22 protein-coding genes are annotated in these 23450 nt (G+C 66.6%); 10 read left to right on the top strand and 12 right to left on the bottom strand.

The features are described from left to right. Positions 1–158: 158 nt before the first annotated feature. Positions 159–1085 carry a phosphotransferase gene (locus tag AB0M45_RS01750; protein WP_364321587.1) on the bottom strand — a complete coding sequence of 309 codons (927 nt, stop codon included), beginning with the start codon at positions 1083–1085 and terminating at the stop codon, positions 159–161. Then, positions 1085–2299, bottom strand: coding sequence for a hypothetical protein (locus tag AB0M45_RS01745; protein WP_364321584.1), 1215 nt, complete (start codon positions 2297–2299; stop codon positions 1085–1087). The genes AB0M45_RS01750 and AB0M45_RS01745 overlap by 1 nt, the downstream gene beginning before the upstream one ends. 305 nt (positions 2300–2604) lie before the next feature. Here AB0M45_RS01745 and AB0M45_RS01740 point away from each other — a divergent pair, with 305 nt between their 5' ends. From AB0M45_RS01740 to AB0M45_RS01730, 3 genes are all read left to right on the top strand, one after another. Beyond that, on the top strand, positions 2605–3150 hold the full coding sequence (locus AB0M45_RS01740; protein ID WP_364321581.1) for a DNA-directed RNA polymerase subunit beta: 546 nt from the start codon (positions 2605–2607) through the stop codon (positions 3148–3150). A gap of 321 nt (positions 3151–3471) precedes the next feature. Beyond that, positions 3472–4797 carry a radical SAM protein gene (locus AB0M45_RS01735; RefSeq protein WP_364321578.1) on the top strand — a complete coding sequence of 442 codons (1326 nt, stop codon included), beginning with the start codon at positions 3472–3474 and terminating at the stop codon, positions 4795–4797. A gap of 77 nt (positions 4798–4874) precedes the next feature. Next, complete coding sequence (locus tag AB0M45_RS01730) at positions 4875–6176, top strand: radical SAM protein (RefSeq protein ID WP_364321575.1); 1302 nt, start codon at positions 4875–4877, stop codon at positions 6174–6176. Here AB0M45_RS01730 and AB0M45_RS01725 read toward each other — a convergent pair. From AB0M45_RS01725 to AB0M45_RS01715, 3 genes are all read right to left on the bottom strand, one after another. Further along, positions 6173–7045 carry a glycosyltransferase family 2 protein gene (locus AB0M45_RS01725; protein ID WP_364321573.1) on the bottom strand — a complete coding sequence of 291 codons (873 nt, stop codon included), beginning with the start codon at positions 7043–7045 and terminating at the stop codon, positions 6173–6175. The two genes, AB0M45_RS01730 and AB0M45_RS01725, sit on opposite strands and share 4 nt — an antisense overlap. 206 nt (positions 7046–7251) lie before the next feature. Beyond that, positions 7252–8877, bottom strand: a complete 1626-nt coding sequence (groL, locus tag AB0M45_RS01720) for a chaperonin GroEL (RefSeq protein WP_040784310.1) — start codon at positions 8875–8877, stop codon at positions 7252–7254. A 226-nt stretch (positions 8878–9103) separates the two neighbouring features. Next, complete coding sequence (locus tag AB0M45_RS01715) at positions 9104–9397, bottom strand: hypothetical protein (RefSeq protein WP_040784153.1); 294 nt, start codon at positions 9395–9397, stop codon at positions 9104–9106. Between the two features lie 152 nt (positions 9398–9549). On the opposite strand from AB0M45_RS01715, the gene AB0M45_RS01710 reads away from it, so the two are divergent. Next, the gene (locus tag AB0M45_RS01710) at positions 9550–11643 is read left to right on the top strand and encodes an NAD(+) synthase (RefSeq protein ID WP_364321568.1); all 2094 of its coding nucleotides are present in this window, start codon (positions 9550–9552) and stop codon (positions 11641–11643) included. Between the two features lie 59 nt (positions 11644–11702). Next, positions 11703–12377 (top strand): suppressor of fused domain protein, encoded by a 675-nt coding sequence (locus tag AB0M45_RS01705; RefSeq protein ID WP_364321565.1) that lies wholly within the window; start codon positions 11703–11705, stop codon positions 12375–12377. Here AB0M45_RS01705 and AB0M45_RS01700 read toward each other — a convergent pair whose 3' ends face one another. From AB0M45_RS01700 to AB0M45_RS01675, 6 genes are all read right to left on the bottom strand, one after another. Then, complete coding sequence (locus tag AB0M45_RS01700; RefSeq protein ID WP_364321562.1) at positions 12378–13103, bottom strand: Clp protease N-terminal domain-containing protein; 726 nt, start codon at positions 13101–13103, stop codon at positions 12378–12380. 53 nt (positions 13104–13156) lie between these two features. After that, positions 13157–14245 carry an FAD-dependent oxidoreductase gene (locus tag AB0M45_RS01695; RefSeq protein WP_364321559.1) on the bottom strand — a complete coding sequence of 363 codons (1089 nt, stop codon included), beginning with the start codon at positions 14243–14245 and terminating at the stop codon, positions 13157–13159. 81 nt (positions 14246–14326) lie between these two features. Next, positions 14327–15241, bottom strand: coding sequence for an RNA polymerase sigma-70 factor (locus AB0M45_RS01690; RefSeq protein ID WP_364321780.1), 915 nt, complete (start codon positions 15239–15241; stop codon positions 14327–14329). Between the two features lie 221 nt (positions 15242–15462). Beyond that, a complete protein-coding gene (locus AB0M45_RS01685) occupies positions 15463–16380 on the bottom strand; it encodes a phosphatidylcholine/phosphatidylserine synthase (protein ID WP_364321777.1) in 918 nt (305 codons plus the stop codon). Continuing rightward, entirely contained in the window at positions 16380–17108 is a 729-nt protein-coding gene (locus AB0M45_RS01680) for a phosphatidylserine decarboxylase (protein WP_364321556.1), read from the bottom strand. Before AB0M45_RS01680 ends, AB0M45_RS01685 begins: the two co-directional genes overlap by 1 nt. A gap of 103 nt (positions 17109–17211) precedes the next feature. Then, positions 17212–17484, bottom strand: a complete 273-nt coding sequence (locus tag AB0M45_RS01675; RefSeq protein WP_364321553.1) for a GlsB/YeaQ/YmgE family stress response membrane protein — start codon at positions 17482–17484, stop codon at positions 17212–17214. Between the two features lie 221 nt (positions 17485–17705). On the opposite strand from AB0M45_RS01675, the gene AB0M45_RS01670 reads away from it, so the two are divergent. Continuing rightward, the gene (locus AB0M45_RS01670; RefSeq protein ID WP_364321550.1) at positions 17706–18734 is read left to right on the top strand and encodes a beta-ketoacyl-ACP synthase III; all 1029 of its coding nucleotides are present in this window, start codon (positions 17706–17708) and stop codon (positions 18732–18734) included. Between the two features lie 237 nt (positions 18735–18971). Here the strand turns inward: AB0M45_RS01670 and AB0M45_RS01665 are convergent, their stop codons facing one another. Then, positions 18972–19427: an SRPBCC family protein gene (locus AB0M45_RS01665; RefSeq protein WP_364321547.1), complete on the bottom strand. Its 456-nt coding sequence runs from the start codon at positions 19425–19427 to the stop codon at positions 18972–18974. Positions 19428–19637: 210 nt separating this feature from the next. Between AB0M45_RS01665 and AB0M45_RS01660 the strand changes: the two genes are divergently transcribed. From AB0M45_RS01660 to AB0M45_RS01645, 4 genes are read left to right on the top strand one after another with little or no spacing between them, the layout of a single operon-like run. Beyond that, positions 19638–19835: a hypothetical protein gene (locus tag AB0M45_RS01660; RefSeq protein ID WP_364321544.1), complete on the top strand. Its 198-nt coding sequence runs from the start codon at positions 19638–19640 to the stop codon at positions 19833–19835. Between the two features lie 53 nt (positions 19836–19888). After that, positions 19889–21556: an FAD-dependent oxidoreductase gene (locus tag AB0M45_RS01655; protein WP_364321542.1), complete on the top strand. Its 1668-nt coding sequence runs from the start codon at positions 19889–19891 to the stop codon at positions 21554–21556. Positions 21557–21570: 14 nt separating this feature from the next. Then, positions 21571–23067, top strand: a complete 1497-nt coding sequence (locus AB0M45_RS01650; RefSeq protein WP_364321539.1) for an ATP-binding protein — start codon at positions 21571–21573, stop codon at positions 23065–23067. After that, positions 23064–23417, top strand: a complete 354-nt coding sequence (locus AB0M45_RS01645) for a UBP-type zinc finger domain-containing protein (RefSeq protein WP_364321536.1) — start codon at positions 23064–23066, stop codon at positions 23415–23417. Before AB0M45_RS01650 ends, AB0M45_RS01645 begins: the two co-directional genes overlap by 4 nt. Positions 23418–23450: the final 33 nt, after the last annotated feature.

Below are 23450 nucleotides of genomic sequence, written 5' to 3'. Positions count from 1 at the left end.
GGCGGTCACCGAAGCCGGGCGCCTTGACCGCGACGGACTTGAAGGTGCCGCGGATCTTGTTGACCACCAGGGTGGACAGGGCCTCGCCCTCGACGTCGGGACTGCTCCCTGACGCTCGGGGTCGACCACTGCTCGGCCCGGATTGGCGCTGGCGGGTGCTACAGGATGTTCCAGATGATCGGCACGTCGTGCCGAAGTGCCTCCACCCGCCGCAAGACCTCAGCGGCAGTCGCTGATCCTGGCCCGCACTTGCGTGCATTGGTGGTGATCATCCGCAACTCGCGCATGTCACGCAACCACTCATAACCGGCCCAGTCGCGCACATCGAATCCGTACACGCGACTGAACGCCTCGTATTCGTGTGGCGGGTGCCCGAAGCGACGGCAGTGGATCTCGATGGTTACCAGGTCCCATTCGGGCGGGCCGATAGCCGCGTTCTCCCAATCGCACAGAACCGCGCGTCCAGCGTGATTGTCCCACAGGGCATTTCGATGTTGCGCGTCGCCATGGATAACACCCCGCGTGAGCGCGTACCGGATATCGCGTTCTTGACTCGCGAGCTCATCAAGCCGTGCATGCAGTAGGGCACGGTCTTTGGGTGTGAGGATACTGCTGGTATCGATGGCATAGGCAATCGACGTGAGAGTGTTGTGAATATGCCTGTTCGGCAGTATGTCCGGCGGGCTGGAGGAGCACGCGTGCAAACTGGCGAGTGGCTCGGCGAGTTCGGCCGCAGTCGCGATTCCGCGTTCCTGGTCGAGGTACCTCCAGAAAGTGACCGGGCAGCCACCCAGGTTCAGCGGCTGTTCGGTATCAACGAGCGAAACTGTTGGTACAGCCTGTTCTTCCAACCACCGCACGAGGGCGACGACATCCATGTGTCCGACATGGTTCGGTCGACCGATCTTCACCACGATCGGTTCGCTGGTCAGCGCGTATACGGCGTTGGTGTGATGGCGCAGTAATTCGGCACCCGTCGCATTGAACCCGGCGGCGAGGCACGCGGCGTCGAGGATGGCTCGGGTCCGCTCTGGGGTAAAGGTCGATTCGGTGAGCCGGGGAGGTTCGATGTCCTGGCGTATCATCACCCCGCCGCCTCGGCGCTGATGAGTTTACGCAACGAGGCCGCAGAGGGAAGCAGTCGATGCCCTGTAGGCACAGCGTCCAGAACATCGCCGGCTCGGGTGGCCACGATCCGAGTGCGATGTTCGTCAGGCAGACTGTCAAGTACATGCTCGGCGAGTCGGCAGCCGTCGTCAGCTGATCCGCTCATCGCGTACCCCAGGGCTGTGTCGAGTTGGATCAGTGCTGGATCTATTACCACCGGAGTGTCCCGGTAAAGCTGCAACGCCTCGTCTTGGATCCGACGCGCCCTGGTAATGCGTCCCATGTAGGTCAGTGTTCCAGACATGTACAACAGAAGTCGTCTGGCATTGAAGCGAAATGCTTCGTCGCTGCCAGTGTTCGGCAGTGCTTCGGTCAGACGCTGAGCCTTGTTCATCGCCTGCTCGGCGCCTGCCTGGTCGCCGAGCCTGGCAAGTGCGCGGGCCTCGGCTGCGGCGGCGAGTGCGGTGGCGTCGCAGGCGGTATCCGACAGGAGTTCCTGCGCCGACCTGGCCAGCGCGATCGTCTTGCCGAGATCTCCGTAGTAGTAGGGCAGCATTGCATGTTGTGCACGGGCGGTCGCCTGTAGCTGTCGATTCGGACTGTCGTCAGCTGCCATCCGAGCGGTGCCGTACCATGTGTTGGCACGCCCGATCTCACCGAGCTTCATCAAGGCATCAGCAGTCAGCAAGCCGAGCGCGGCCGACAACTCGGACAGCCGCGCTTGGATGGCCGCGGGCTGTCGCTCTTCAGAGATGGTCTGCACCTCGAAAAAATCGGGCGCGATCTCGGCCAAGGCGACCGCAGGCGGCGTCGTGGTGTAGGTCCGGATCCGGTCAGCGACACGTTCCTCGATCAGTTCGACCCGCGCCGGAGTCACCGTGCACCTCGACAGCGTTTGGTCGACCACCAACCGGAGACCGTCGAACGTCGCAAGCAGGTCACCTTGCTGAGACGAAACCGAAATCTGAATCCGGGTTGCAGGTTCTGCTGTGGCCTGTGGCAACCGACCGGCCTGTTCGAGCGCAGCTTCAAAGCGTTGCCGCCCGGCCTCATTGAGGTTCGCGTACTCCCTTTCCAAAAGGCGTTTACTGCTCGGATTGAGGTGCGCTCGAATACCTTTGGATTCCCACAGCCGAACCGATCTCGGCGAGCACCCGATCGCGTGGCCGAACTCGTCGACACCAAGCAGCATGGCCTCGCGTAGGCACGCGACCTCAATACCCGTTCAATGGAGACCCTTCATCAGTAACTCCGCAGCGTTTCAGCCGACAGTGGTCTCAGGCTAACCCCAGCACGCGCGGTTGGTCACACATTGCCGGAACAATTCCGGTTCGCTGCCTTATCGCTTCCACAGATCCGCCGCAGGCTGTAACCAGCACCCGGTGCCGGGTCGATGCCGTTGCCCCGCAACGGCAAACCGATCACCGTGAGCGGTCGACCGGTGGCACAGCCTCCCCGGCGTCGGGTGCTCATCACACCACGAGGGGAGACACGCGGATGGGGTTGGACGACACTCAGGTACTGCCGCCGATACAGGCCGATACGCCTATTACACGATGCCGGTTCTATCGGCAAACCTGCGGGCTACCCGCCAGGATTCAGCCCGAACTCGGCATCGTCATGCCTGCGGGCAGCGTGGGCGCGATCACCATGCCTCATCAGCTCGGCGGCACGGTGAAGAGTCATGTGCAGAGTCGGGGGATCAAGCTCGGTCCGATCATCTCGCATCCGCGCTCTAAACGATGGACCTTCCTTGTCATCCCGGACGTGCCCGACGAGGTACGCCTGTTCGCAGAATTGTTCCGGCTCAATGTCTCCGTCTCCTGCATGGGCGCCCAGATAGCGCTGCCGTCTCCGGCGCCCCGCAGCAATGGATTCCGCGTCTGGGTCAAACCGCCTCGCGACGAGTTCCGGCCCTCCGGAATGGCAGTAGTCGAGGCAATTCGCGAATGCGCCGATCAACGACATCCCGGAAGGCGCCGTGGCATCTCCGAGTCCATATCTGCCCGTCGATCAATGGTGGAGCACGGTGGAATGTCTTGACTAAGAACGGTTCTCCGCGGCCAGATGAGGCTGACGTACACCTGTCGGTCCAATTCCATGATGTGCGTCTCGAATTTGCCGCCTGCCTAACAGCCGCGTTGACGTTTGCGGAGGACTGGCGCACTCACCACTACCACGACGCGGTGACAATAATTCCAGGCGACACAACCGGATTGCCGCGCCTCCCTAACGAACGCCTTTATCTGGAGCTCTGACCAGACCATTCGAGGTCTTCGACAAAAACACATCGGCGCCGGGACTGGAATCTATCGCGCCTCACTGATTTCAATGTGAAAACATCAACACTCCCAAGGGGGAAACATGCGAAACCGCAAAGGCAACCGGCAAACCACAGATGCCGCTGGACCAGAAATCGAGCCGACGGGACGCCTACTGCGGCTCGTTATCGACGCTGTCAACGAATGCAACCTGAGGTGCCGCTATTGCCATCCCGGGGAGGTGTGGCGCCAGCAGCAACTGCGGTCGACCGCGATCCAGCAGGCGCTGGCCGCCGCTGAACAGTACGGGGTGTTGGAAGTGGTCCTGACCGGCGGCGAGATCACGTTACACGATGACCTGCAAGAGATTCTGGACGCCACACACGTCCTGGATCGCTGCGCATCGACCTTGATCACAAACGCCACGATGGTGACTCCCGCAACTCACCGCGCTATCGCGACATCGAACCTTACCCGCCTCTGTACCAGTGTGGACGGTGTAACCAACGAGCTGCATGGTTCAGCACGTGGCAAGAATCTACCGAAGGTACTCGACGGGCTACGGAAACTGCGGGACACAGGCAAGCCGATCACCGTCATCACAGTTGTTCACCGAGGCAATTGGGAACGTGTAATCGAGCTCACCAATTATCTGGCGGGCGAGCAGCTGGCCGAGCAGCATCACCTCTGCGCGCCAAGCTTTTCCGGTCAGGCACGCGAGCACTATCCAGAACTTGCGCTACGGGAAAGGGAGTTTCGCGGCGTACAGGCCATCGTCGACCAGCACCACCAGCAGATGCTGAGCCGTGGCATGTACCTGACATTCAACTCATTCTGGCCGGCCACCGGCGCCGCTAGCGCGATTGTGAACCCCAGCAGGTCTATCACGCTGCAACAGCTTTCCGAACAAGTCAAAGACACCCTGTGTAATATCCGGCCGAATGGGGAGTTCCGGTTGCAGGCCGCCACTTGGGGCCGCGAGATGGTCGGCAATGCTGCACTCGGATCGGTTTACACCCATGATATTTCAGACCTGCTGGGGAGCGCTGAATCCTTGCTTGCGGAGGGCTTGGCCCGCCAACTGCCACGCGAGATCGAAGCGCGACACAAGTTCCAGTTGGGCACCGATGCGAACCGCGATGCTACCCAGCATCTCATTGGCCGACTCGAAGGTCCGGTACCTGAAGTGGAGATGGTTCCAATCGCCAGCATTGACCAGCACTGGCTGATGCGAAACCCGATCGACACAGCCGACCTCGCTGCGAAGCTGCGTACAGCGCCATTGACGCATCGGATCGTGGAACATCCAACCGGGACAGTCCTACTTTTCGACCGATCCCGTTCGTTGATCACCTTGCTTCGCGCCGAGGAATGGCTGGCCACCGTCGCGGACCTGGCACTCGCAGCAACTGGATCGGAGCCGGCATGAGCACCATGAACCTCATCCATTCCGCTCACCGAGTAATGCACGCTGATGAAGATTTGGCACAGCTCTGCACGGATGCGATGCGCTCCGCCCCTGACAGCGAACTTGTCCGCGCGATCTTGCTGTGCCACCTCGCAGCACCGTCCACACCGGCTACCCAGCTCGCTGAATACCTCGGCGCCAGTCTCGACACGGTGCGGGCCGCCTACCGAGCGTGCCACGGCAGCCCAGAGATCACGCACTTGGTGAATTCGGCGTACTACCCGCATCGGATACGGTGGGCGTTCGCCGCCGCGACCGTACAGGAATGGCAGCGTGCACCAGAGCGACCTGTGCGGATCAGGTCCGGTCAACCAGCGCTGTCGGAAACGGTAGAAATTCACCCCACGCGCGGCACCTGCAACTACCGGTGCGCGATGTGCTTGTGGTCGGACCAACAGGAACTTACCTACGCCACCAAGCAACTCGACAACAAGGGCCTGATGTCATCCAACGAGTGGATCGGCGTACTCGCCGAACTTCGAGCAAACGACGTACAGCGCCTCGTCGTTTCCGGAGGCGGTGAAGCGATGATCAACCCGGAGCTGCCCACTATCCTCACCGCGGCGGCCGACCTCGGATTCGAAATCCACGTCTATACGACCGGATACAGCATTCGACCGGGAAGCCCGCTGTTCGACACGCTGCTGCGCTGCCATCGCATCCGATTCAGCATCCACTCACCGGAGCCCGGCACCTACGACCGCATCGCAGGCACGCGCCCGCGACAGCGTGCGCTCAATAGGGTTGTGAGCAGCCTCGGTGCCATAGTCGCGGAACGTGACGGATTCCCCACCGTCGGAATCGGTTTCGTCGTCCAACCGCTCAACCACTTGCAGATCGAAGCCATGGCAGACTTCGCCGCAGAAACCGGCGCCGACTGGCTCGACCTACGAAAAGACGAGGTCGACGTCACCACCGGACTCACCCACGATCAGCTCGAGCTCGTCCGCGACCAACTGCGCACCGTACGGCGGCGACCGCCGGACCGCATTCGAATCGACATCGGCGACGAACTGGTTTCGATCGCCAACGGCCAGATACCCGACCGTTCACGCACCAGCGAATGCCTCGGCCGCTACTTCCGACCCACAATCGGCGCCTACGGGCACCTGACGCCGTGCGATCTCAAGGCCGAGCCACGGTTCGCGCAGACCGGCTACGACCTCGGCTCGGTGAAGGGCTCGCGGATCCTTGATGTGGTTGCGGCGTCGTCCGGGCGACGAATCCCGGACGACTGCGCTCAGTGCATGCCGAGCTCCCGGACCGGCAACCAGGTTCTGCACAAGCTGCTCGACGACCTCGCGGCCGGAATCGCACTCTACGAGCAACCGTTCGCTTAGCGGCGCAAGCGCTGGCTGATCGCAGTCCGCAGCACCGACGCCGCGCCACGCGCCACCAAGCCTGCCGCGACCAGCGGAGCGAACAACAGCCACGGTGATCCCCGGTGATAGTCGCAGTAGAACCGCAGCGCGCTGCGGTGGTGGCTGCGGATCTTGCGGAATGGCGCCGACCGCATGCTGCCGCCTTCTCGGTGCCGGATCTCGACACTCGGATCGAACACGACCCGCCATCCGGCGCGGTGCATGTCGAGCGCCATTTTGGTTTCTTCGAAGTACAGGAAGTACCGGGTGTCGAACCCGCCCACGGCGTCGAATGCCTCACGACGGAACAACATGCAGCAGCCGGAGATCCAGTCGACATCGCTGACAGAATCGACTGGATCACCGAAGTAGGCTCGCGTTGCGGGGTTCCCGGGCCAAACTGCGCCGAGGAAGGCGTGAACGACGCCGATCGCGAGCGATGGGAACCGCCGACCCGACGGATACGGTGTGCCATCCAGTCGGGCGATGCGCGGCCCGATCATGCCGATGCGGTCGTCTGACTTCGCCGTCTCGACCAGCGCAGCGATCGATCCGGGCGCGAGCTGCGTGTCGGGATTGGCGACCAGAATCCACTCGGCGTCGGTAGCGGCTGCGCCCTGATTGATAGCCGCGGCCAAGCCGACATTCTCTCGGTTGCGGATGACTCGCCCACCGAACTCCTCGATGATATCGGCACTGGCGTCGGTCGAGGTGTTGTCGACGCCGATCACATCGAGCGTCAGCGGCTCGACCGCAGCATCGATGGACTCCAGGAATGGAGGTAGGTCCTCGGCGGACTGGTAGGTGACAAGGATCAGGCCGACGGTTTTCTCATCGCGGCTGGGCATGCTGGTGAACCTATCAGCTGGCCCGAAGTGGCGACAGCGGGCGGTACTCCCCGAAATATCGACGTGGCCAGCAGAAACAGACCGCCCACCCCGCTTAGCTCTCCTGCGAGTGCATGGCCTACGGAATCTGACCCCGAACGCCGGAAGCCGGCCCACCCGAAGGTGGACCGGCTTCCGGTTCGACAGGTGTTGCCGGGTGGCCGGACTCAGAAGTCCATGCCGCCCATGCCGCCGGTCGGGTCGGCCGCGGGAGCGGCGGCCTTCTCCGGCTTGTCGGCGACCACGGCCTCGGTGGTCAGGAACAGCGCCGCGATCGACGCCGCGTTCTGCAGGGCCGAACGGGTGACCTTGACCGGGTCGGCGACGCCGGCGGCCAGCAGGTCCTCGTACTCGCCCGAGTCGGCGTTCAGGCCGTGACCCGCAGGCAGGTTGGAAACCTTCTCGGCGACCACACCGGGCTCGAGGCCCGCGTTGAACGCGATCTGCTTCAGCGGAGCCGACAGCGCGACCTTCACGATGTTCGCACCGGTGGCCTCGTCACCACTGAGCTTCAGCTCATCCAGAGCCGGAGCCGACTGCAGCAGAGCGACGCCACCACCGGCGACGATGCCCTCCTCGACGGCGGCCTTCGCGTTGCGAACGGCGTCCTCGATGCGGTGCTTGCGCTCCTTGAGCTCCACCTCGGTGGCCGCGCCCGCCTTGATCACCGCGACACCACCGGCCAGCTTGGCCAGCCGCTCCTGCAGCTTCTCACGGTCGTAGTCCGAGTCGGAGTTCTCGATCTCGGTACGGATCTGCGCGACCCGGCCCTTGATCGCCTCCGCGTCGCCCGCGCCCTCGACGATGGTGGTCTCGTCCTTGGTGACGACGACCTTGCGCGCCTGGCCGAGCAGCTCGACGCCCGCGGCCTCCAGCGAGAGGCCGACCTCTTCGCTGATGACCTCGCCACCGGTCAGGATGGCGATGTCGGCCAGCTGCGCCTTGCGGCGGTCACCGAAGCCGGGCGCCTTGACCGCGACGGACTTGAAGGTGCCGCGGATCTTGTTGACCACCAGGGTGGACAGGGCCTCGCCCTCGACGTCCTCGGCGATGATCAGCAGCGGCTTGCCCGCCTGAATGACCTTCTCCAGCAGCGGCAGCAGGTCCTTCACGGTGGAGACCTTCGAGCCGACCAGCAGGATGTACGGGTCCTCGAGGACCGCTTCCTGACGCTCCGGGTCGGTGACGAAGTAGCCCGAGATGTAGCCCTTGTCGAAGCGCATACCCTCGGTGAGCTCCAGCTGGAGGCCGAAGGTGTTGCTCTCCTCGACGGTGATGACGCCTTCCTTGCCGACCTTGTCCATGGCCTCGGCGATCAGCTCACCGATGGACGCGTCGCCCGCCGAGATACCGGCGGTGGCGGCGATCTGCTCCTTGGTCTCGACCTCCTTGGCGGTGTCGAGCAGCTTGGCGGTGACGGCCTCGACGGCCTTCTCGATGCCGCGCTTCAGGCCCAGCGGGTTCGCGCCGGCCGCGACGTTGCGCAGGCCCTCGCGCACCAGCGCCTGAGCGAGCACGGTCGCGGTTGTGGTGCCGTCGCCCGCGACGTCGTCGGTCTTCTTGGCGACTTCCTTGACCAGCTCGGCGCCGATCTTCTCGTACGGGTCCTCCAGCTCGATCTCCTTGGCGATGGACACACCATCGTTGGTGATCGTGGGGGCGCCCCACTTCTTCTCCAGGACAACGTTGCGACCCTTGGGTCCCAGCGTCACCTTGACCGCGTCGGCGAGGCTGTTCAGACCCCGCTCGAGACCGCGACGGGCCTCTTCGTCATACGCAATTGTCTTGGCCATGGCGTTGTTGAGATCCTCCATGTGTATGGCTGACACACAGGACGACCGCAGGTTTGGATCGCCCCATTTACGCTGGCCAGGTGCGGTGCCCGCGACGGACGACCGAGGGTGTCGATGGAACCCGGTCTCACCGGCCCGACCTGGCACTCACAGGTCGGGAGTGCCAAGAGCATTATTAGCACTCAGGGGTGCCGAGTGCAAGGTCATCCCGCGCCGCCGCGCCGCGTTACGGGCGGTCGTCGACGCGCAGGACCAAGGCGACGAAGGCGTCCGTGCGACGTTCCTCGGGCGTGCGGGGCTCGCCCCCCTCGACGGTGACGAGCTCGGCGTCGTGCAGCAGCAACTCCGCCTCCACCCGCATGATCGCGCGAATGAACGGCGGCGCCACATCCGGCGGCAGGTCGCCGTTCACCACATAGCTGCCGTCGGGTTGAGACTCGGTGGACACATACGAAAGCGCGCGCAGCAGGTCTGCGCGCCGTTCCCCCGCTATTAGGTCGGAATCCGTTTCATCCGCCATTGCTATAGCTTAGCCGTCATCGGTTCACATCTCGGGCCGGACGATCGGGCGCACCTGGCTGCGACGGTAAAAAGAGCAGGTCGGAGCACTGGTCCTGGGCTCACCGGAAACCCGGCACCGCACCTGGACGTCCGACGCGGCGTAGATTCCGGATGGACCATGATCAGGTGATCCCGAAGGGGTATGCGGTGGCCGACCTGCCGTTCGATTCGCTGTACCGGCACGGGTTCGCCCGGATCGCGGTGGCCGTGCCACGGATCCGGGTGGCCGATCCCGCCTACAACGTCGAGCAGACCGTCGAGCTGGCCGGACAGGCCGCGGCGGCCGGTGCGGTGCTGACGGTGTTTCCCGAGCTGGGTTTGTCCTCGTATACCGCCGATGACCTGTTCCACCAGGACGCGCTGGACGACGCGGTCGAGGCGGCGCTGGAGCGGGTCGTCGCGGCGAGCACGGACCTCGACACGGTGCTCGTCGTCGGCGCACCGGTGCGGGCGCAGGGGAGGCTGTTCAACTGCGCGGTCGCGATCTGCCGCGGCGTCGTGCTAGGCGTGGCGCCGAAGAGCTATCTGCCGAACTACCGGGAGTACTACGAGAAGCGTCAGTTCGCGGCGGCGCGGGAAGCCCTGGACGACCAGGTCACGATCGCGGGGCACCGGGCGCCGTTCGGGTCCGATCTGCTGTTCCACGCGAGCAACCTGGAGGATTTCACCTTTCACCTGGAAATCTGCGAGGACGGCTGGGTTCCTTTGCCGCCGAGCGGCTTCGCCGCGCTGGCCGGGGCGACGGTGCTGGTCAACCTGTCCGCGAGCAATATCGTGATCGGGAAAGCGGACTACCGGCGGGCGCTGTGCACCTCGCATTCGGCCCGCTACCTCGCTGCGTATTTGTATTCCGCCGCCGGGCACGGCGAGTCGACCACCGACCTCGCCTGGGACGGGCAGGCGCTGATCTGCGAGAACGGCGACCTGCTCGCCGAGGGCGAGCGGTTCTGCGATCATCCCCAGCTGGTCACCGCCGACCTGGACCTGCGCAGGCTCGCGGCGGATCGGTTGCGCACTACGAGCTTCGCCGACAACGTGCACGACCACCGCGACCGGCTGGCCGCGATGCGACGCGTCGAGGTGCGGCTGCCGATCCCCGAAGAACCGGTCGCGCTGCGCCGCGACATCGAACGCTTCCCGTACGTCCCCGCCGATCCCGCCAAGCGCAACGAGCGCTGCGCCGAAGTGCACCACATCCAGGTCGAGGGCCTGAGCACGCGATTGCGCGCGACCGGGCTCGAGCGCGTGGTGATCGGGGTGTCCGGCGGGTTGGACTCCACTCAGGCGCTGATCGTGGCGGCCAAGACGATGGACCGCCTCGGCCTGCCGCGGGAGAACGTGCTGGCCTACACCATGCCCGGGTTCGCGACCAGCACCAGGACCAGGACCGACGCGCACCGCCTGATGGCGGCGCTCGGCGTCACGGCGACCGAGATCGACATCCGCCCTTCGGCCACCCAGATGCTGCGCGACCTCGGCCATCCGGCCGCCGACGGCGCGGCGCGCTACGACATCACCTACGAGAACGTGCAGGCGGGCGAGCGGACCTCGCACCTGTTCCGGCTGGCCAATCAGCACGGCGCGCTGGTGGTGGGCACGGGCGACCTGAGCGAGCTTGCGCTCGGCTGGTGCACCTTCGGCGTCGGGGATCACATGGCGCACTACAGCGTCAACGCCTCGGTGCCCAAGACGTTGATCAAATACCTGATCGCCTGGGCGGTGGACACCGAGCAGTTCGGACCCGAAGCGGGCGAGGTGCTGTCGTCGATTCTGCGCACCGAGATCTCGCCCGAGCTGATTCCGCACACGGATTCCTCGGTGCCGAGCCAGAGTTCGGAAGCCACGGTGGGCCCGTACGAGCTGCAGGATTTCCATCTGTACTACCTGTTGCGCTTCGGCTACCGCCCCAGCCGCATCGCATATCTGGCCCGGCACGCCTGGTCCGATCCCGCTGCCGGGCGCTGGCCCGACCTCGTGCCCGCCGACCAGCGCAATGCCTACGACCTGGCCACGATCAAGCATTGGCTGGCCGAATTCCTGCGCCGCTTCGTGCAGACCAGCCAGTTCAAGCGATCGACGCTGCCGAACGCGCCGAAGGTCGGCTCCGGCGGATCGCTCTCCCCCCGCGGCGACTGGCGCGCACCGAGCGACGCGTCGGCGGCCGCCTGGCTGGACGAGCTCGCCCGCAACGTGCCGGACTCCTGACCGGGCACCGCACCTGACGCCCCGGATGCGGCCGGGCGGCGCGTGCTTATGGTGGCGGGGTGAGTGAAAAACCCGGCTGGGATGCCATCGACGGCGCGTTGCGACCGCTGTACGGCGAGATCGAACCCTTCCACTGGGCCCCCGACCACCCGTGGTCCCTCGGCGGACCCGACCCGCTCGACGGGATCAGCGCGTACTCCCGCACCGACCCGGTACCGCACTGGCACTACGTCGGCTACGGCATGACCGAGCTGTACGAGAAGGAGTGGGACAACCGGGCGGAATCCGGCTGGGGCTTCGAGTTCACCTTCCGCCTGGCGCGCGGGCCCGAGGAGACCGAACCGCCCGCGTGGCCGACGAACTTCCTGCAGAACCTGGCGCGCTACGTCTTCCAGTCCGGCAAGTGGTTCGAGCCGGGCCACACCATCAAGGCGAACGGACCGATCGCGGCGGGCCATGCGGACTGCACCAGTCATGCCGTCTGCTTCGTGACCGACCCCGAACTGGGCACCATCGACAGCCCGCACGGCCGGGTCCGGTTCCTGCAACTCGTCGGCCTCACCATGCCGGAATACCGTGCGGCGCAGGGCGGACGCGGCCTCGAATTGCTCGCCCGGCTGGAACCCCAACTCCCCCTGTACGTCACCGACATCCACCGCGAGCCGCTGGTCTCCGAGCCGAAACCGCAGGCCCGCTGGCCGCGGTGGGGCGGTGGCCTGGCCGGGCGGGCGTGATCAGGACTTCCCTGGCGTGAACGCCGAGAGCAGCTCGATCAGGTGCGCTTCGGTGCGGGCCTTGTCCATGCCGAGGTCACTGAGCATTCCGGAACCGTTCTCCTGCTCGAGCAGGGCGAGCAAGATGTGCTCGGTCCCGATGTAGTTGTGTCCCAGGCGAAGCGCCTCACGGAAGGTGAGCTCCAGGACCTTCTTCGCCCCCGGGCCGAACGGGACCAGGGCGGGAACCTCGCCCTCGCTCGGCGGCAGCGAGGCGGTGGCGGCGGCGGAGAGCGCGTCCAGCGCGATGCCGTGGGTGAGGAGTTCCTTCACCGCAAGCCCCTCCGGTTCGGTGAGCAGCCCGAGCACCACGTGCCCCACGCCGATTTCCGGGTTCCCCGCACTGCGGGCAGCCTCTTGCGCGGCCATCACCACCTGGCGCGCCCGCGGGGTGAACCGGGCGAAGCCCGCGTTCGGGTCCATGGCCGCGGCGGCGGCCGGGTCGGGCACTTTGGGCACGAACCGCTTCTGCGCGGCCTGCTTGCTGACGCCCATGCTGGCGCCGATGTCGGTCCAGGAGGCCCCGGAGCGGCGGGCTTGGTCCACGAAATGGCCGATCAGGTGATCGGCCAATTCGTCGAGGTGGTTCGCCAGGACAACAGCGTCGGACAGCTGCTCGAGCACATTGTCGGGACGGGCTTTCTTGATGCCCTCGATCAGATCGTCGAGGCGGAATGGTGATGTCATGCGTCAACCATAAGTTGACGACACCATGCCGTCAACCATTGGTTGACGATTTCTCAGGGCCGGGCCGCCCAGGACGCGCCGCGCACTATCCGCTCCTTCACCCACGCCGCGGTTCGTCCGGTCAGCACCATCCCGCCCGGTGCGTCGTCGGCGTGCACGAACTGGACCAGCCCGTCGCGTCGGCCCAGGCTCAGGCACTGCAGCACGTACCGGAACCGCAGCGGCCGCGCCTGGGCCCCGCGTATCCGCGCGACGACCGCATCGGCCGCGTGCTTGCCGGTGGGCAGCGCTGTCGCACAGGCCATGCGCAGCTCGCGCCCGCCGGGCCCTGCGACCACAGCGGCGTCACCCGCAGCGTAGACGTCCGAATGCGACACCGAGCGCAGGGTGGCGTCGGTCAGCACACGGCCGTCGGAGTCCACCGCGAGCCCCGAGCGCGCGGCGAGGCCCGGCACGCGAAAACCCGTGGTCCACACCGTCGCCGCCGCCTCGACCAGTGCACCGTCGGCCGATCGGACGCCCGCGGGCGTCACTTCGATCACCTTGACGTCCGAGCGGATCTCGACCCCGAGCCGCTCGAGTGTCCGCCGGATATGCGTTTGCGCGCGCGGCGACAGCCAGGCACCCGGTTCATCCGAAGCGATCAATAACACCCGGTTATCCGGGTTCGATTCGGCCAGTTCCGCCGCCAGCTCGATTCCGGTTGCCCCGGCCCCGACCACCGCGACCGTTCCGCGCGGCACGACCAGGTTCTTCATGTCCTCCTGCGTCGCAATGGAATACGCGTGCTCGGCCACGCCCGGCACGCGCTCGGCGTCGGCCACGCTGCCGAGCGCGTAGATCAGGGTGTCGTACTCCAGAGCGGGCGCCACGTCGAGCACCACGCGCTTCCCGGTCGTGTCGATGTCCGCTGCGACGGCATGGACGAAGTCGATGCCCTTACGTTGCAGCAGTTCCCGCAGATCCCAAGCCGGAATCCGTTGCCCGGCCGCCTGCTGGTGCAGCCGCACCCGCTCGACGAACGCCGCGTGGGCGTCCACCACGGTGATTCGCGCGTCGCGCGCCGTGCCTGCGAGCCTGCGGGCCGCCGCCAGCCCCGCGTACCCGGCGCCGAGGACGACGATCCGATGTTGTCCGGTCATGATGTGGCTCCTTTCGATCGGCCATCACCCTTCAGACCGGACAGGCCATCGAATCCTGACAGAACAGCGCCGTGAGGCGTGTCACAAGGGACGGCCGGGCCGCGCGGGGAGCGTGTCCCCCACGCTGTTCGACCCGCTCGACATGGCGAAATAGGCCAGCTTCTCCGGGTTGACGATCAGCCGCAGCGCCGCGACCGCGCCGTTGGCCACATCCATCCCCACCACGAGCATTGGCGCCCCATCCACGCGCGCCACCACGGCAGGCGCGCCGTTGACCTCCTCGACGAGCAATCGCATCCCCGGCACCGCCCAGCGCAGCAAGCCGGCGAGGTACCGTGCCACATGGTTCGCGCCGTGAATCGGGCGGCGGGCCGCGTTGATCAGACCGCCGCCGTCGGCCGTCGCGGTGACGTCGGCGGTGAGCATCTGCTCCAGCGACTCGATATCGCCGCCGCGCGCCGCCTTCAAGAACCGTTCGACCAGCTCACGGGCGTGCTCGGCGGGAACACCGAAGCGGGCCCGGCCTTCTCGCACGCGCTGGCCCGCCCGCCGGAAGATCTGCTGCGAGTTGGCCTCGGTCACGTCGAGCATGTCGGCGATCTCGCGGTGCGCGTACCCGAATGCCTCGCGCAGCACGAAGACGGCCCGTTCGACCGGACTCAGTCGCTCCATCGCGGTCAGCAGCGCGAACGAGACGAGTTCGCGCTCTTCGACGGACTCCAGCGGACCGAGCTCGCCGTTCGCGGTCGGCACCGGCTCGGGCAGCCACGGTCCGACGTAGTTCTCCCGCCTGGCCCGTGCCGAAACGAGCCAGGTGCGGCACAGGTTGGCCAGCGCGGTGGTCAACCACGCCTCGGCGGAGCGGATTCCGCCGCGGTCGGCAGCGTCCCAGCGCAGATAGGTCTCCTGCACGGCGTCCTCGGCCTCGCCGGCCGAGCCGAGCATCCGGTAGGCGAGCGCGAACAGCCGCGGCCGGTGCTCCTCGAACTCCCGCAGGCTCTCCCGCCGCTCCGCGTCGTCAGGCTGTACTGGTTGAGTGACATGAGATTCACGTACAGGTCCTGCGATCGGTGCTCCTCCGCCTCTCCGGGACTCCAGGTCGTACGAGTCGGGACCTGCAGATTTCCGTTCAGGTCCTGCGTTGAGTGCCGCGCGGCTTCTGGGCGTGCCCGACGAGTTACCCATGTACTCAGGAAATCAGTTGTCACCCGCGAGAGCTACAAAAGATTCCCGCCGGGTGGGGGGTTTCCGTTCTGGCGCTGCTTGGCGCCGGGGCGGCGCAGGCGCAGCCGGGCGGAGGAGCCGCGGATCACCGGACGACGGATCGCGGGCAGCCGCCGGTTCGCGCGACGCTGTGCGCGCCGCTCGGCGGGCTTGTGCTGCCAGGTCTCCGGCCGCGCGGCCACCCAACGCTGGGAATGCCAGGCGAACGGAATATGGCCCAGGTACAGCACGACCAGCACCAGCAGCAGCACGATCGGATAGGTCACCAGCGCCGCCGCCGCGAGCGCGACCAGCACCAGCAGCCCGGCGGCCGCCTGCGGCGCCACCGACACCGACTTCATCGCCAGCGTCGGAATCGTGCTGACGCACAGCGCCGCCGCGAACACCGTCCACGCCGCGACCTCGTAGAAGCCCACCCACCAGCCGTCGCCGAACTGCACCAGCAGCGCCACCGGCACCATCGCGATCAGCGCGCCCGCCGGAGCCGGCACGCCGACGAAGTACTCCCGCGCCCAGTCCGGCCGGGTGTCGTCGTCCATCAGGGTGTTGAACCGGGCCAGCCGCAGCACGATGCTGACGGCGAACAGCAGCGCGACGATCCAGCCCACACTGTTGCTGCTGAGCAGGGTCACATAGAGCACGAGCGCGGGGGCGACACCGAAGGAGATGGCGTCCGACAGTGAATCCAGCTCGGCCCCCATCTTCGTGGTGGCGTCCAGCATCCTGGCCAGCCTGCCGTCGAGGGTGTCCAGCACGGCGGCCGCGCCGATCATGGCCAGCGCGATGTCGAGCTTGCCGTCGAGGCCGAACTTCACCGCCGACAGTCCGGCGCACAGCGCCAGGATGGTGACGATGCTCGGCAGCAGCCGGATGGTCCGCCGCCGCCGCTGGGTGGGTACCGCCGCTTCCATCACGCGTCAGCGGTGGAGCCGAGCACGGCGAGCACGGACTCGCCGCCGATGGTGCGCTGGCCGGGCTGGACGAGCAGTTCGGTGCCGAGCGGGAAATAGGTGTCGACCCGCGAGCCGAAGCGGATCAAGCCGTAGGTGTCGCCGATGGTGAGCACGTCGCCGACCTGCGCGTCGCAGACGATCCGGCGGGCGAGCAGACCGGCGATCTGCACGACGACGACCTGGCTGCCCTCCGGGGTTTCCAGCACCATGCTGTTGCGCTCGTTCACCGAACTGGCCTCGGGCAGGTCGGCGGAACGGAACTGGCCGGACTGGTGCAGCACGGTGCGCACCACGCCGGAGACCGGCGTGCGCTGCACATGCACGTCCAGAACCGACAGGAAGATGCTGACCCGGGGCAGCGGCTGATCGCCGAGCCCGAGTTCCGCGGGCGGAGCGGCGGTGTCGACCAAGGCGATCTCACCGTCGGCGGGGGCGACCACGACGCCGGGCCGGTTCGGCGGCACCCGGTGCGGATGCCGGAAGAAGGTCGCGCAGGCCGCCGCGGCGGCCAGTCCCGTCCGGCGCACCCACGTGCGCTTGCCGCCCAGGACGGCAACCGCCAGCGGCGCGGCCACGAATGGGAGCCCGGCGGGATGCAGCGGAGGGATCACGTGCCGGACCAGATCGACGACGTGGCCGACTCCGGTGCGTTCAGGCGTGCCGGGCGGGGTGGGACGGCGGGCCACAGGCTCCTCTTTCGTGCTCGATGCAGACGGGTTGCGCCCTGTCAAGAATAGGACCGGCGCAAGCGTTCACACCTTACGGGAAAGGAGCCTGTGGCACGCGGGGTCAGGACCTGATCCTGCTCCCGGTGACCAGCCGCACCAGGAACAACAGGATGACCGCACCACCAAGGCAGGTGAAGAAGCTGAACCAGAGGCCGCCGCCCTCGACGTCGACGCCGAGCACCTTCAGCAGGAACCCACCGAGCAGGCCGCCGACCACTCCGACGACGATATTGAGCAGGATGCCCTGCTGAGCGTCCGTCTTCATGATCTTGCTGGCGATCCATCCGGCCAGACCGCCGATGATGATCCATCCGATGATTCCGAGACCGAGCATGGTGTCCTCACATCAATAACCGGGCCACGCCTCGGACAGCAGTGGCGTGTTCGACGAGATACCCACGGATTGTCGAAATACGCGCGCCAGATGAGCGACTCTCGGGCTAATATGAGGAAGCCTCATGTCTATCCTCGGATGGGCAGTGGCGGATGAGGGACCGATATCGATGCTTCGGGGAAAACCCGGCGGCGCCGCCGGCAGGTACATAGGAGACGCAGATGGCTGCTCGCATCGCCCAGACCACCGGGGCAGAGCACACGGCGATCCTCGGGCTCGGCGTTTACCGCCCTGCTCGAGTGGTCACCAACGACGAGGTGGCGGGTCCGATCAACTCGAGCGACGAGTGGATCAGGACCAGGTCGGGCATCAAGACCCGCCGGTTCGCCAACGAGTCGGAAACGATTCAGAGCATGAGCGTCGCCGCCGCGCGCGGCGCGCTGGAATCTTCGGGCATCGCGGTCGACCAAGTCGATTGCGTGATCGTTGCTACCTCGACACACCTGTTGCTGACCCCGGCCGCCGCCCCGCGCATCGCCACCGAGCTCGGCATGAACGGCGCCGCCGCCTTCGACGTCTCGGCCGGCTGTGCGGGCTTCTGCCACTCGATCGCGCTGGCGTCGGACTTGATCCGGGCCGGAACCGCCGGGCATGTCCTGGTGATCGGAGTGGAGAAACTGACCAACACGATCAACCCGACCGATCGGTCCACCGCCTTCCTTTTTGCCGACGGTGCGGGCGCGGTGATCGTCGGCCCGTCCGACGAGCCGGGCATCGGTCCCACCGTGTGGGGCTCGGACGGCACCCAGCACCACGCCATCCGGCAGGACAAGGACTGGATGGAGTACTTCGCCGAGATCGACGAAAAGGGCCTGGACGCCGTACGGCCGTACATGGCCATGGAGGGCACCGCGGTGTTCCGCTGGGCGGCGCACTCATTGGAGAAGGTGTGCCGCGACGCGATCGACCGCGCGGGCCTGTCCACCTCCGACCTGGACGCGATGATCCCGCACCAGGCCAACGGCCGGATCATCGAGATCATGGCCCGGGTGCTGAAACTGCCCGAGCACTGCGCGCTCGCCAACGATATCGAGGAGTCGGGCAACACCTCCGCCGCGTCGATCCCGCTGGCCATGGAGGCGCTGCTGCGCAACGGCGAGTCGAAGCCGGGTGACACCGCGCTGCTCATCGCGTTCGGCGCGGGGCTCTCGTACGCGGCCCAGGTCGTGAACCTGCCCAACTGGAAGTAGCGCTACTCGCCGGGGTGGCGGTACCTGCACCCCGGCGAACTCTCGCTCGGTCACGAACCCGCGCTGCGGAGTCCGGTGCCACTTCCAGCACGCCACATGCTTGTTGCCGGACCGCGACGCGCTCCGCATGGGTCATGGGAGAGCCGGTGAGTCCGGCGGACCGCCTCGCTCATACTCCGTTCGGGAGACGGCCGCCGCGACGTAGTCGGCGGTCACCGGCGCGACACACCGCAGGGATCAGGCGCGCGCCTCGACCGCGGTCTTGATCTTGCCGAGGGTCTCGTTCATGCCACGCATCAGCGCCTCCTCGAACGGGGCCTCGCCACCGAGCGCCGCCTTGATCGCCCTGCGGGAGATCCAGGTGGTGCCGTTGGGCACGTCCCGGCGTTCGATCAGCCTGGTTCCGGTCTCCGTCGGCTCCAGGGTGTAGCTCCACACGGTGCGGTTCTCGTTGACCCGGAAGGCGAATGCCTGGTTGGGCTCATACCGCACGATGCGGGCGGTGGTGGGCCAGTACTTCTTGCCGTCGCGATTGAGGTTGACCGTCCAGGTGCCCGCTTTGGGCGAGCCGAGCACCACCATGCGCACACATTGCGGGCTGAACTCCGGCATCCGCTTCAGGTCGGCGATCACCGCCCACACCTGCTCCGGAGGCGCGGAGATGTCGATAGTTGCTTCGAGATTGTTCGGCAACGCTGCCTCCCGGATACGAGCGACGGACCGACGGCCATCCGTCCGAACGCGTATTGACGATTCACACACATTTTAGATGGGAAGGCAGTTGCGTCACATTTCCGCCACTTGGGCGGCAGCCACTGTAATGAGCGGCGCAGACTAACGGATAGATGAAGCATCAGACACTGCCTCCAATTTTTCGGCGTCCCAAACGTGAGGTGATCGGCCGTGAAACTGCGCGACCTGTTGCATCGTCGCCCAGCGGACCAGGTTCCGCTGCTGCCCGCTATCGAGCCCGAGAACGGGCTCAAATCCCCGGACGCGTCGGCGTCACCGCGCAGCGCACGCGCGGCCGCCCAGGAAGAACGACTGGAGCGACTGCTCACTCCGACCGAACTCGATCTCGTCCTGCACCATCGCCTCTGAGCTCTGGGCGAACGCCCACGACAGGCGCCACCCGGAGGCTCCATACTCGTCAGGTGACTTCACCCGCTGCTACGAAACCGGCCATCCTGAGCGTCGATGACGATCCGGGAGTTTCCCGGGCGGTGGTACGCGATTTGCGCCGCCGCTACGGCGCCGATTACCGGATTCTGCGCGCGGAATCGGGTGCCCAGGCACTCGACGCGCTCCGAGAGATGAAACTGCGCGGTCAGCCGGTCGCGGTATTGATCGCCGACTACCGGATGCCGGGAATGGACGGCATCGAATTCCTGGAGCAGGCGATGGACCTGCACCCGTACGCGCGCCGCGTGCTGCTGACCGCCTACGCCGACACCAGTGCCGCGATCGACGCGATCAACGTCGTGGATCTGGATCACTACCTGCTCAAGCCATGGGACCCGCCGGAGGAGAAGCTCTACCCGGTGCTGGACGGTCTGCTGGACGCGTGGCGCAGCAGCGAGCACCGGCCGGTGACCGAGACCAAGGTGGTCGGCAATCGCTGGTCGCCGCGCTCGTCGCAGGTGCGCGAATTCCTGGCCCGCAACCAGCTGCCCTATCGGTGGTACCCGGCCGACGAGCCGGAGGGCGCGCGTCTGCTGGAGGCGGCGGGGGCCGAGCCGGAGCGCTGTCCGGTGGTGATCACGTCGGCGGGTACCGCGCTGGTGCAGCCCTCCGACAGCGAGCTGGCCGAGCACGTCGGCCTCACGGTGAATCCGGCGGGCGAGTTCTACGACCTGATCGTCGTCGGCGGCGGTCCCGCCGGTCTGGGCGCGGCGGTGTACGGCGCGTCCGAAGGCCTGCGCACCGTGCTGGTGGAGCGGACCGCGACCGGCGGACAGGCCGGGCAGAGCTCGCGCATCGAGAACTACCTCGGTTTCCCGGACGGATTGTCCGGCGCGCAGCTGGCCGACCGGGCGCGGCGGCAGGCCGCGAAGTTCGGTGCCGAGGTGATCACCACCCGCGAGGTCGTCGGACTGGAGGTGCACGGGTCCGCGCGCACCGTGCGGTTCGCCGACGGTGGCAGCCTGTGCGCGCACACCGTGATCATCGCGACCGGCGTCGACTACCGCCGCCACCCGGCGCCCGGCGTCGACGACTTCACCGGGCGCGGGGTGTACTACGGCTCGGCCATGACCGAGGCGTCCGAGTGCGCCGATCACGACGTCTACATCGTGGGCGGTGCGAACTCGGCGGGGCAGGCCGCGGTGTTCCTGTCCCGCAACGCCCGCACCGTGCACCTGGTGGTCCGGGCGGATTCGCTGGAACGGTCCATGTCGCACTACCTGATCCAGCAGATCGCGCAGATTCCCAATATCGAGGTGCACACCTGCACCGAGGTGGTCGCTGCCGACGGCGACGAGCGTCTGCGGCAGATCGTCCTGCGCGACAACCGGACCGGGGCCGAGGAGAAAGCCGACGCGGAGCGGCTGTTCCTGTTCATCGGCGCCGCGCCGCAGACCGACTGGCTCGACGGCGTGGTCAAACGCGACGAAGCGGGTTACGTGCTGGCGGGACCGGACCTGCTCGTCGAGGGCGCGCGTCCCGCGGGCTGGGAACTGCCCCGCCCGCCACACCATCTGGAGACCAGCGTGCCCGGCGTGTTCGTGGCGGGCGACGTGCACGCCGAGTCGGCCAAGCGCGTCGCCTCCGCGGTCGGCGAGGGCGCGATGGCCGTCATGCTCGTGCACCGCTATCTCGCGTGATCAGGAGGCTGGCAATGACATCGGAACAGACCGCGGAACGCCGCAGCAGGCTGGTGTGCGATCCCGCCGAGCTGCGCACCTTGTTCCTGTTCGAGAAGCTGACCGACGAGCAGCTGGACTGGCTGTGCGCCGACGGCCGGATCGAGACCATCGAACCCGGGCCGGTCTTCCGCGAAGGCGCACCGGCCACCTGCTTCTACGTGTTGATGGACGGCGAGGTGGTGCTCACCAAGCAGTCCGGCGGCGCGGAGATCGAGCTGGTCCGCACCGAGCACCACGGCGCCTATGCGGGCGCCTGGATGGCCTATATCGGCGACAAGGTCGAGCAGAAGTACAACGGCTCGATGTACGTGACCAGGCCGTCCCGGTTCTTCGTGCTGGACGCGAACGTTTTCGCCCGGATGATGCACGAGTGGTTCCCGATGGCGGTGCACCTGTTGGAGGGTGTGTTCTTCGGCAACCGCAACACCAACGCGCGCATCGGTGAACGTGAGCGGCTGCTGGCGCTCGGGTCGCTGTCGGCGGGACTCACCCATGAGCTGAACAACCCGGCGGCCGCCGCGGTGCGCGCCACCGCCGGTCTGCGCGAGCGGGTCGCGGGCATGCGGCACAAGCTCGCGATGATGGCGGACGGCAAGTTCGATCCGGAGTCCCTCGGCGCTCTGGTGCGGCTGCAAGAAGAGGCGGCCGCCCAAGTCGCGAAGGCTCCCGAGTTCACACCGATGGAAGCCGCCGACCGCGAGGACGCGCTCGGTGAATGGCTGGAGGACCACGGGATCGGCGACGGCTGGAACTTGGCGCCGAATTTCGTCCAGGCCGGTTTCGACGCGGACTGGCTGGAGCGTGTGGCGGCAACCTTGGAAGGCGCGCCGGAGAAGGTGTTCCAGGGCGCCATCCGCTGGCTGAACTACACCATCGAGACCGAGCTGATGATGAACGAGATCGCCGACTCGACGACGCGCATCTCCGCTCTGGTCGACGCGGCCAAGCAGTACTCGCAGATGGACCGGGCCCCGTTCCAGGTGGTCGACATCCACGAACTGCTGGACAGCACGCTGGTGATGCTCAGTCGCAAGATCGGCGACGGGGTGCGCGTGGTGAAGGAATACGACCGGACCCTCCCGCCCGTGCCCTGCTACGCCGCCGAACTGAACCAGGTGTGGACCAACCTGATCGACAATGCGGTGTATGCGATGAACGGCAACGGCACGTTGACCCTCCGCACCAGGCGGGAGAACGAATGCGCGGTCGTGGAGATCGGCGACACGGGTCCCGGCATCCCGCCGGAGGCTCGCAACCGGATCTTCGAGCCGTTCTATACCACCAAGCCGATGGGAGAGGGAACCGGCCTCGGACTGGATATCTCGTTCCGGATCGTGGTGAACAAGCACAATGGCGATATCCGGGTGGACTCGGAGCCGGGCGACACCACGTTCACCGTTTGGCTGCCGCTGCACCGTCCCGAACAGAATCAGATCGACACCGAATCGAACGCGGAAGGGCAGTCATGACCGAGCAGATCGAGGGCATCGATCCCGCGGTATCGCCCAGCGGGCCGGGTTGCGTGGAATGCGAGCGCAACTCGGGGTGGTGGGTTCATTTGCGCCGCTGCGCCCAGTGCGGGCACATCGGCTGCTGCGATACCTCCCCCGCGCAGCACGCCACCGCACACGCCAAGGACACCGGCCACCCGTTCATCCAGAGCTTCGAGCCGGGCGAGGACTGGTACTACAACTTCGAGAACGGGGAAATGTATGCGGGTGGGCCGGAATTGGCCGCGCCGCGCAGCCACCCGGCGGATCAAGGCGTGCCCGGCCCGCGCGAGCGGGTTCCGGCGGACTGGCAGGCACACATCCACTGACCCGCCCGAACCGGTACGCTGCACCGAACGCGC

Origin of the sequence: Nocardia sp. NPDC051787, from assembly GCF_040681325.1 — a bacterium.
GTDB lineage: Bacteria > Actinomycetota > Actinomycetes > Mycobacteriales > Mycobacteriaceae > Nocardia.
The sequence above is the reverse complement of the archived record's forward strand: the minus strand, read 5'-3'. Positions and strand labels throughout refer to the sequence as shown.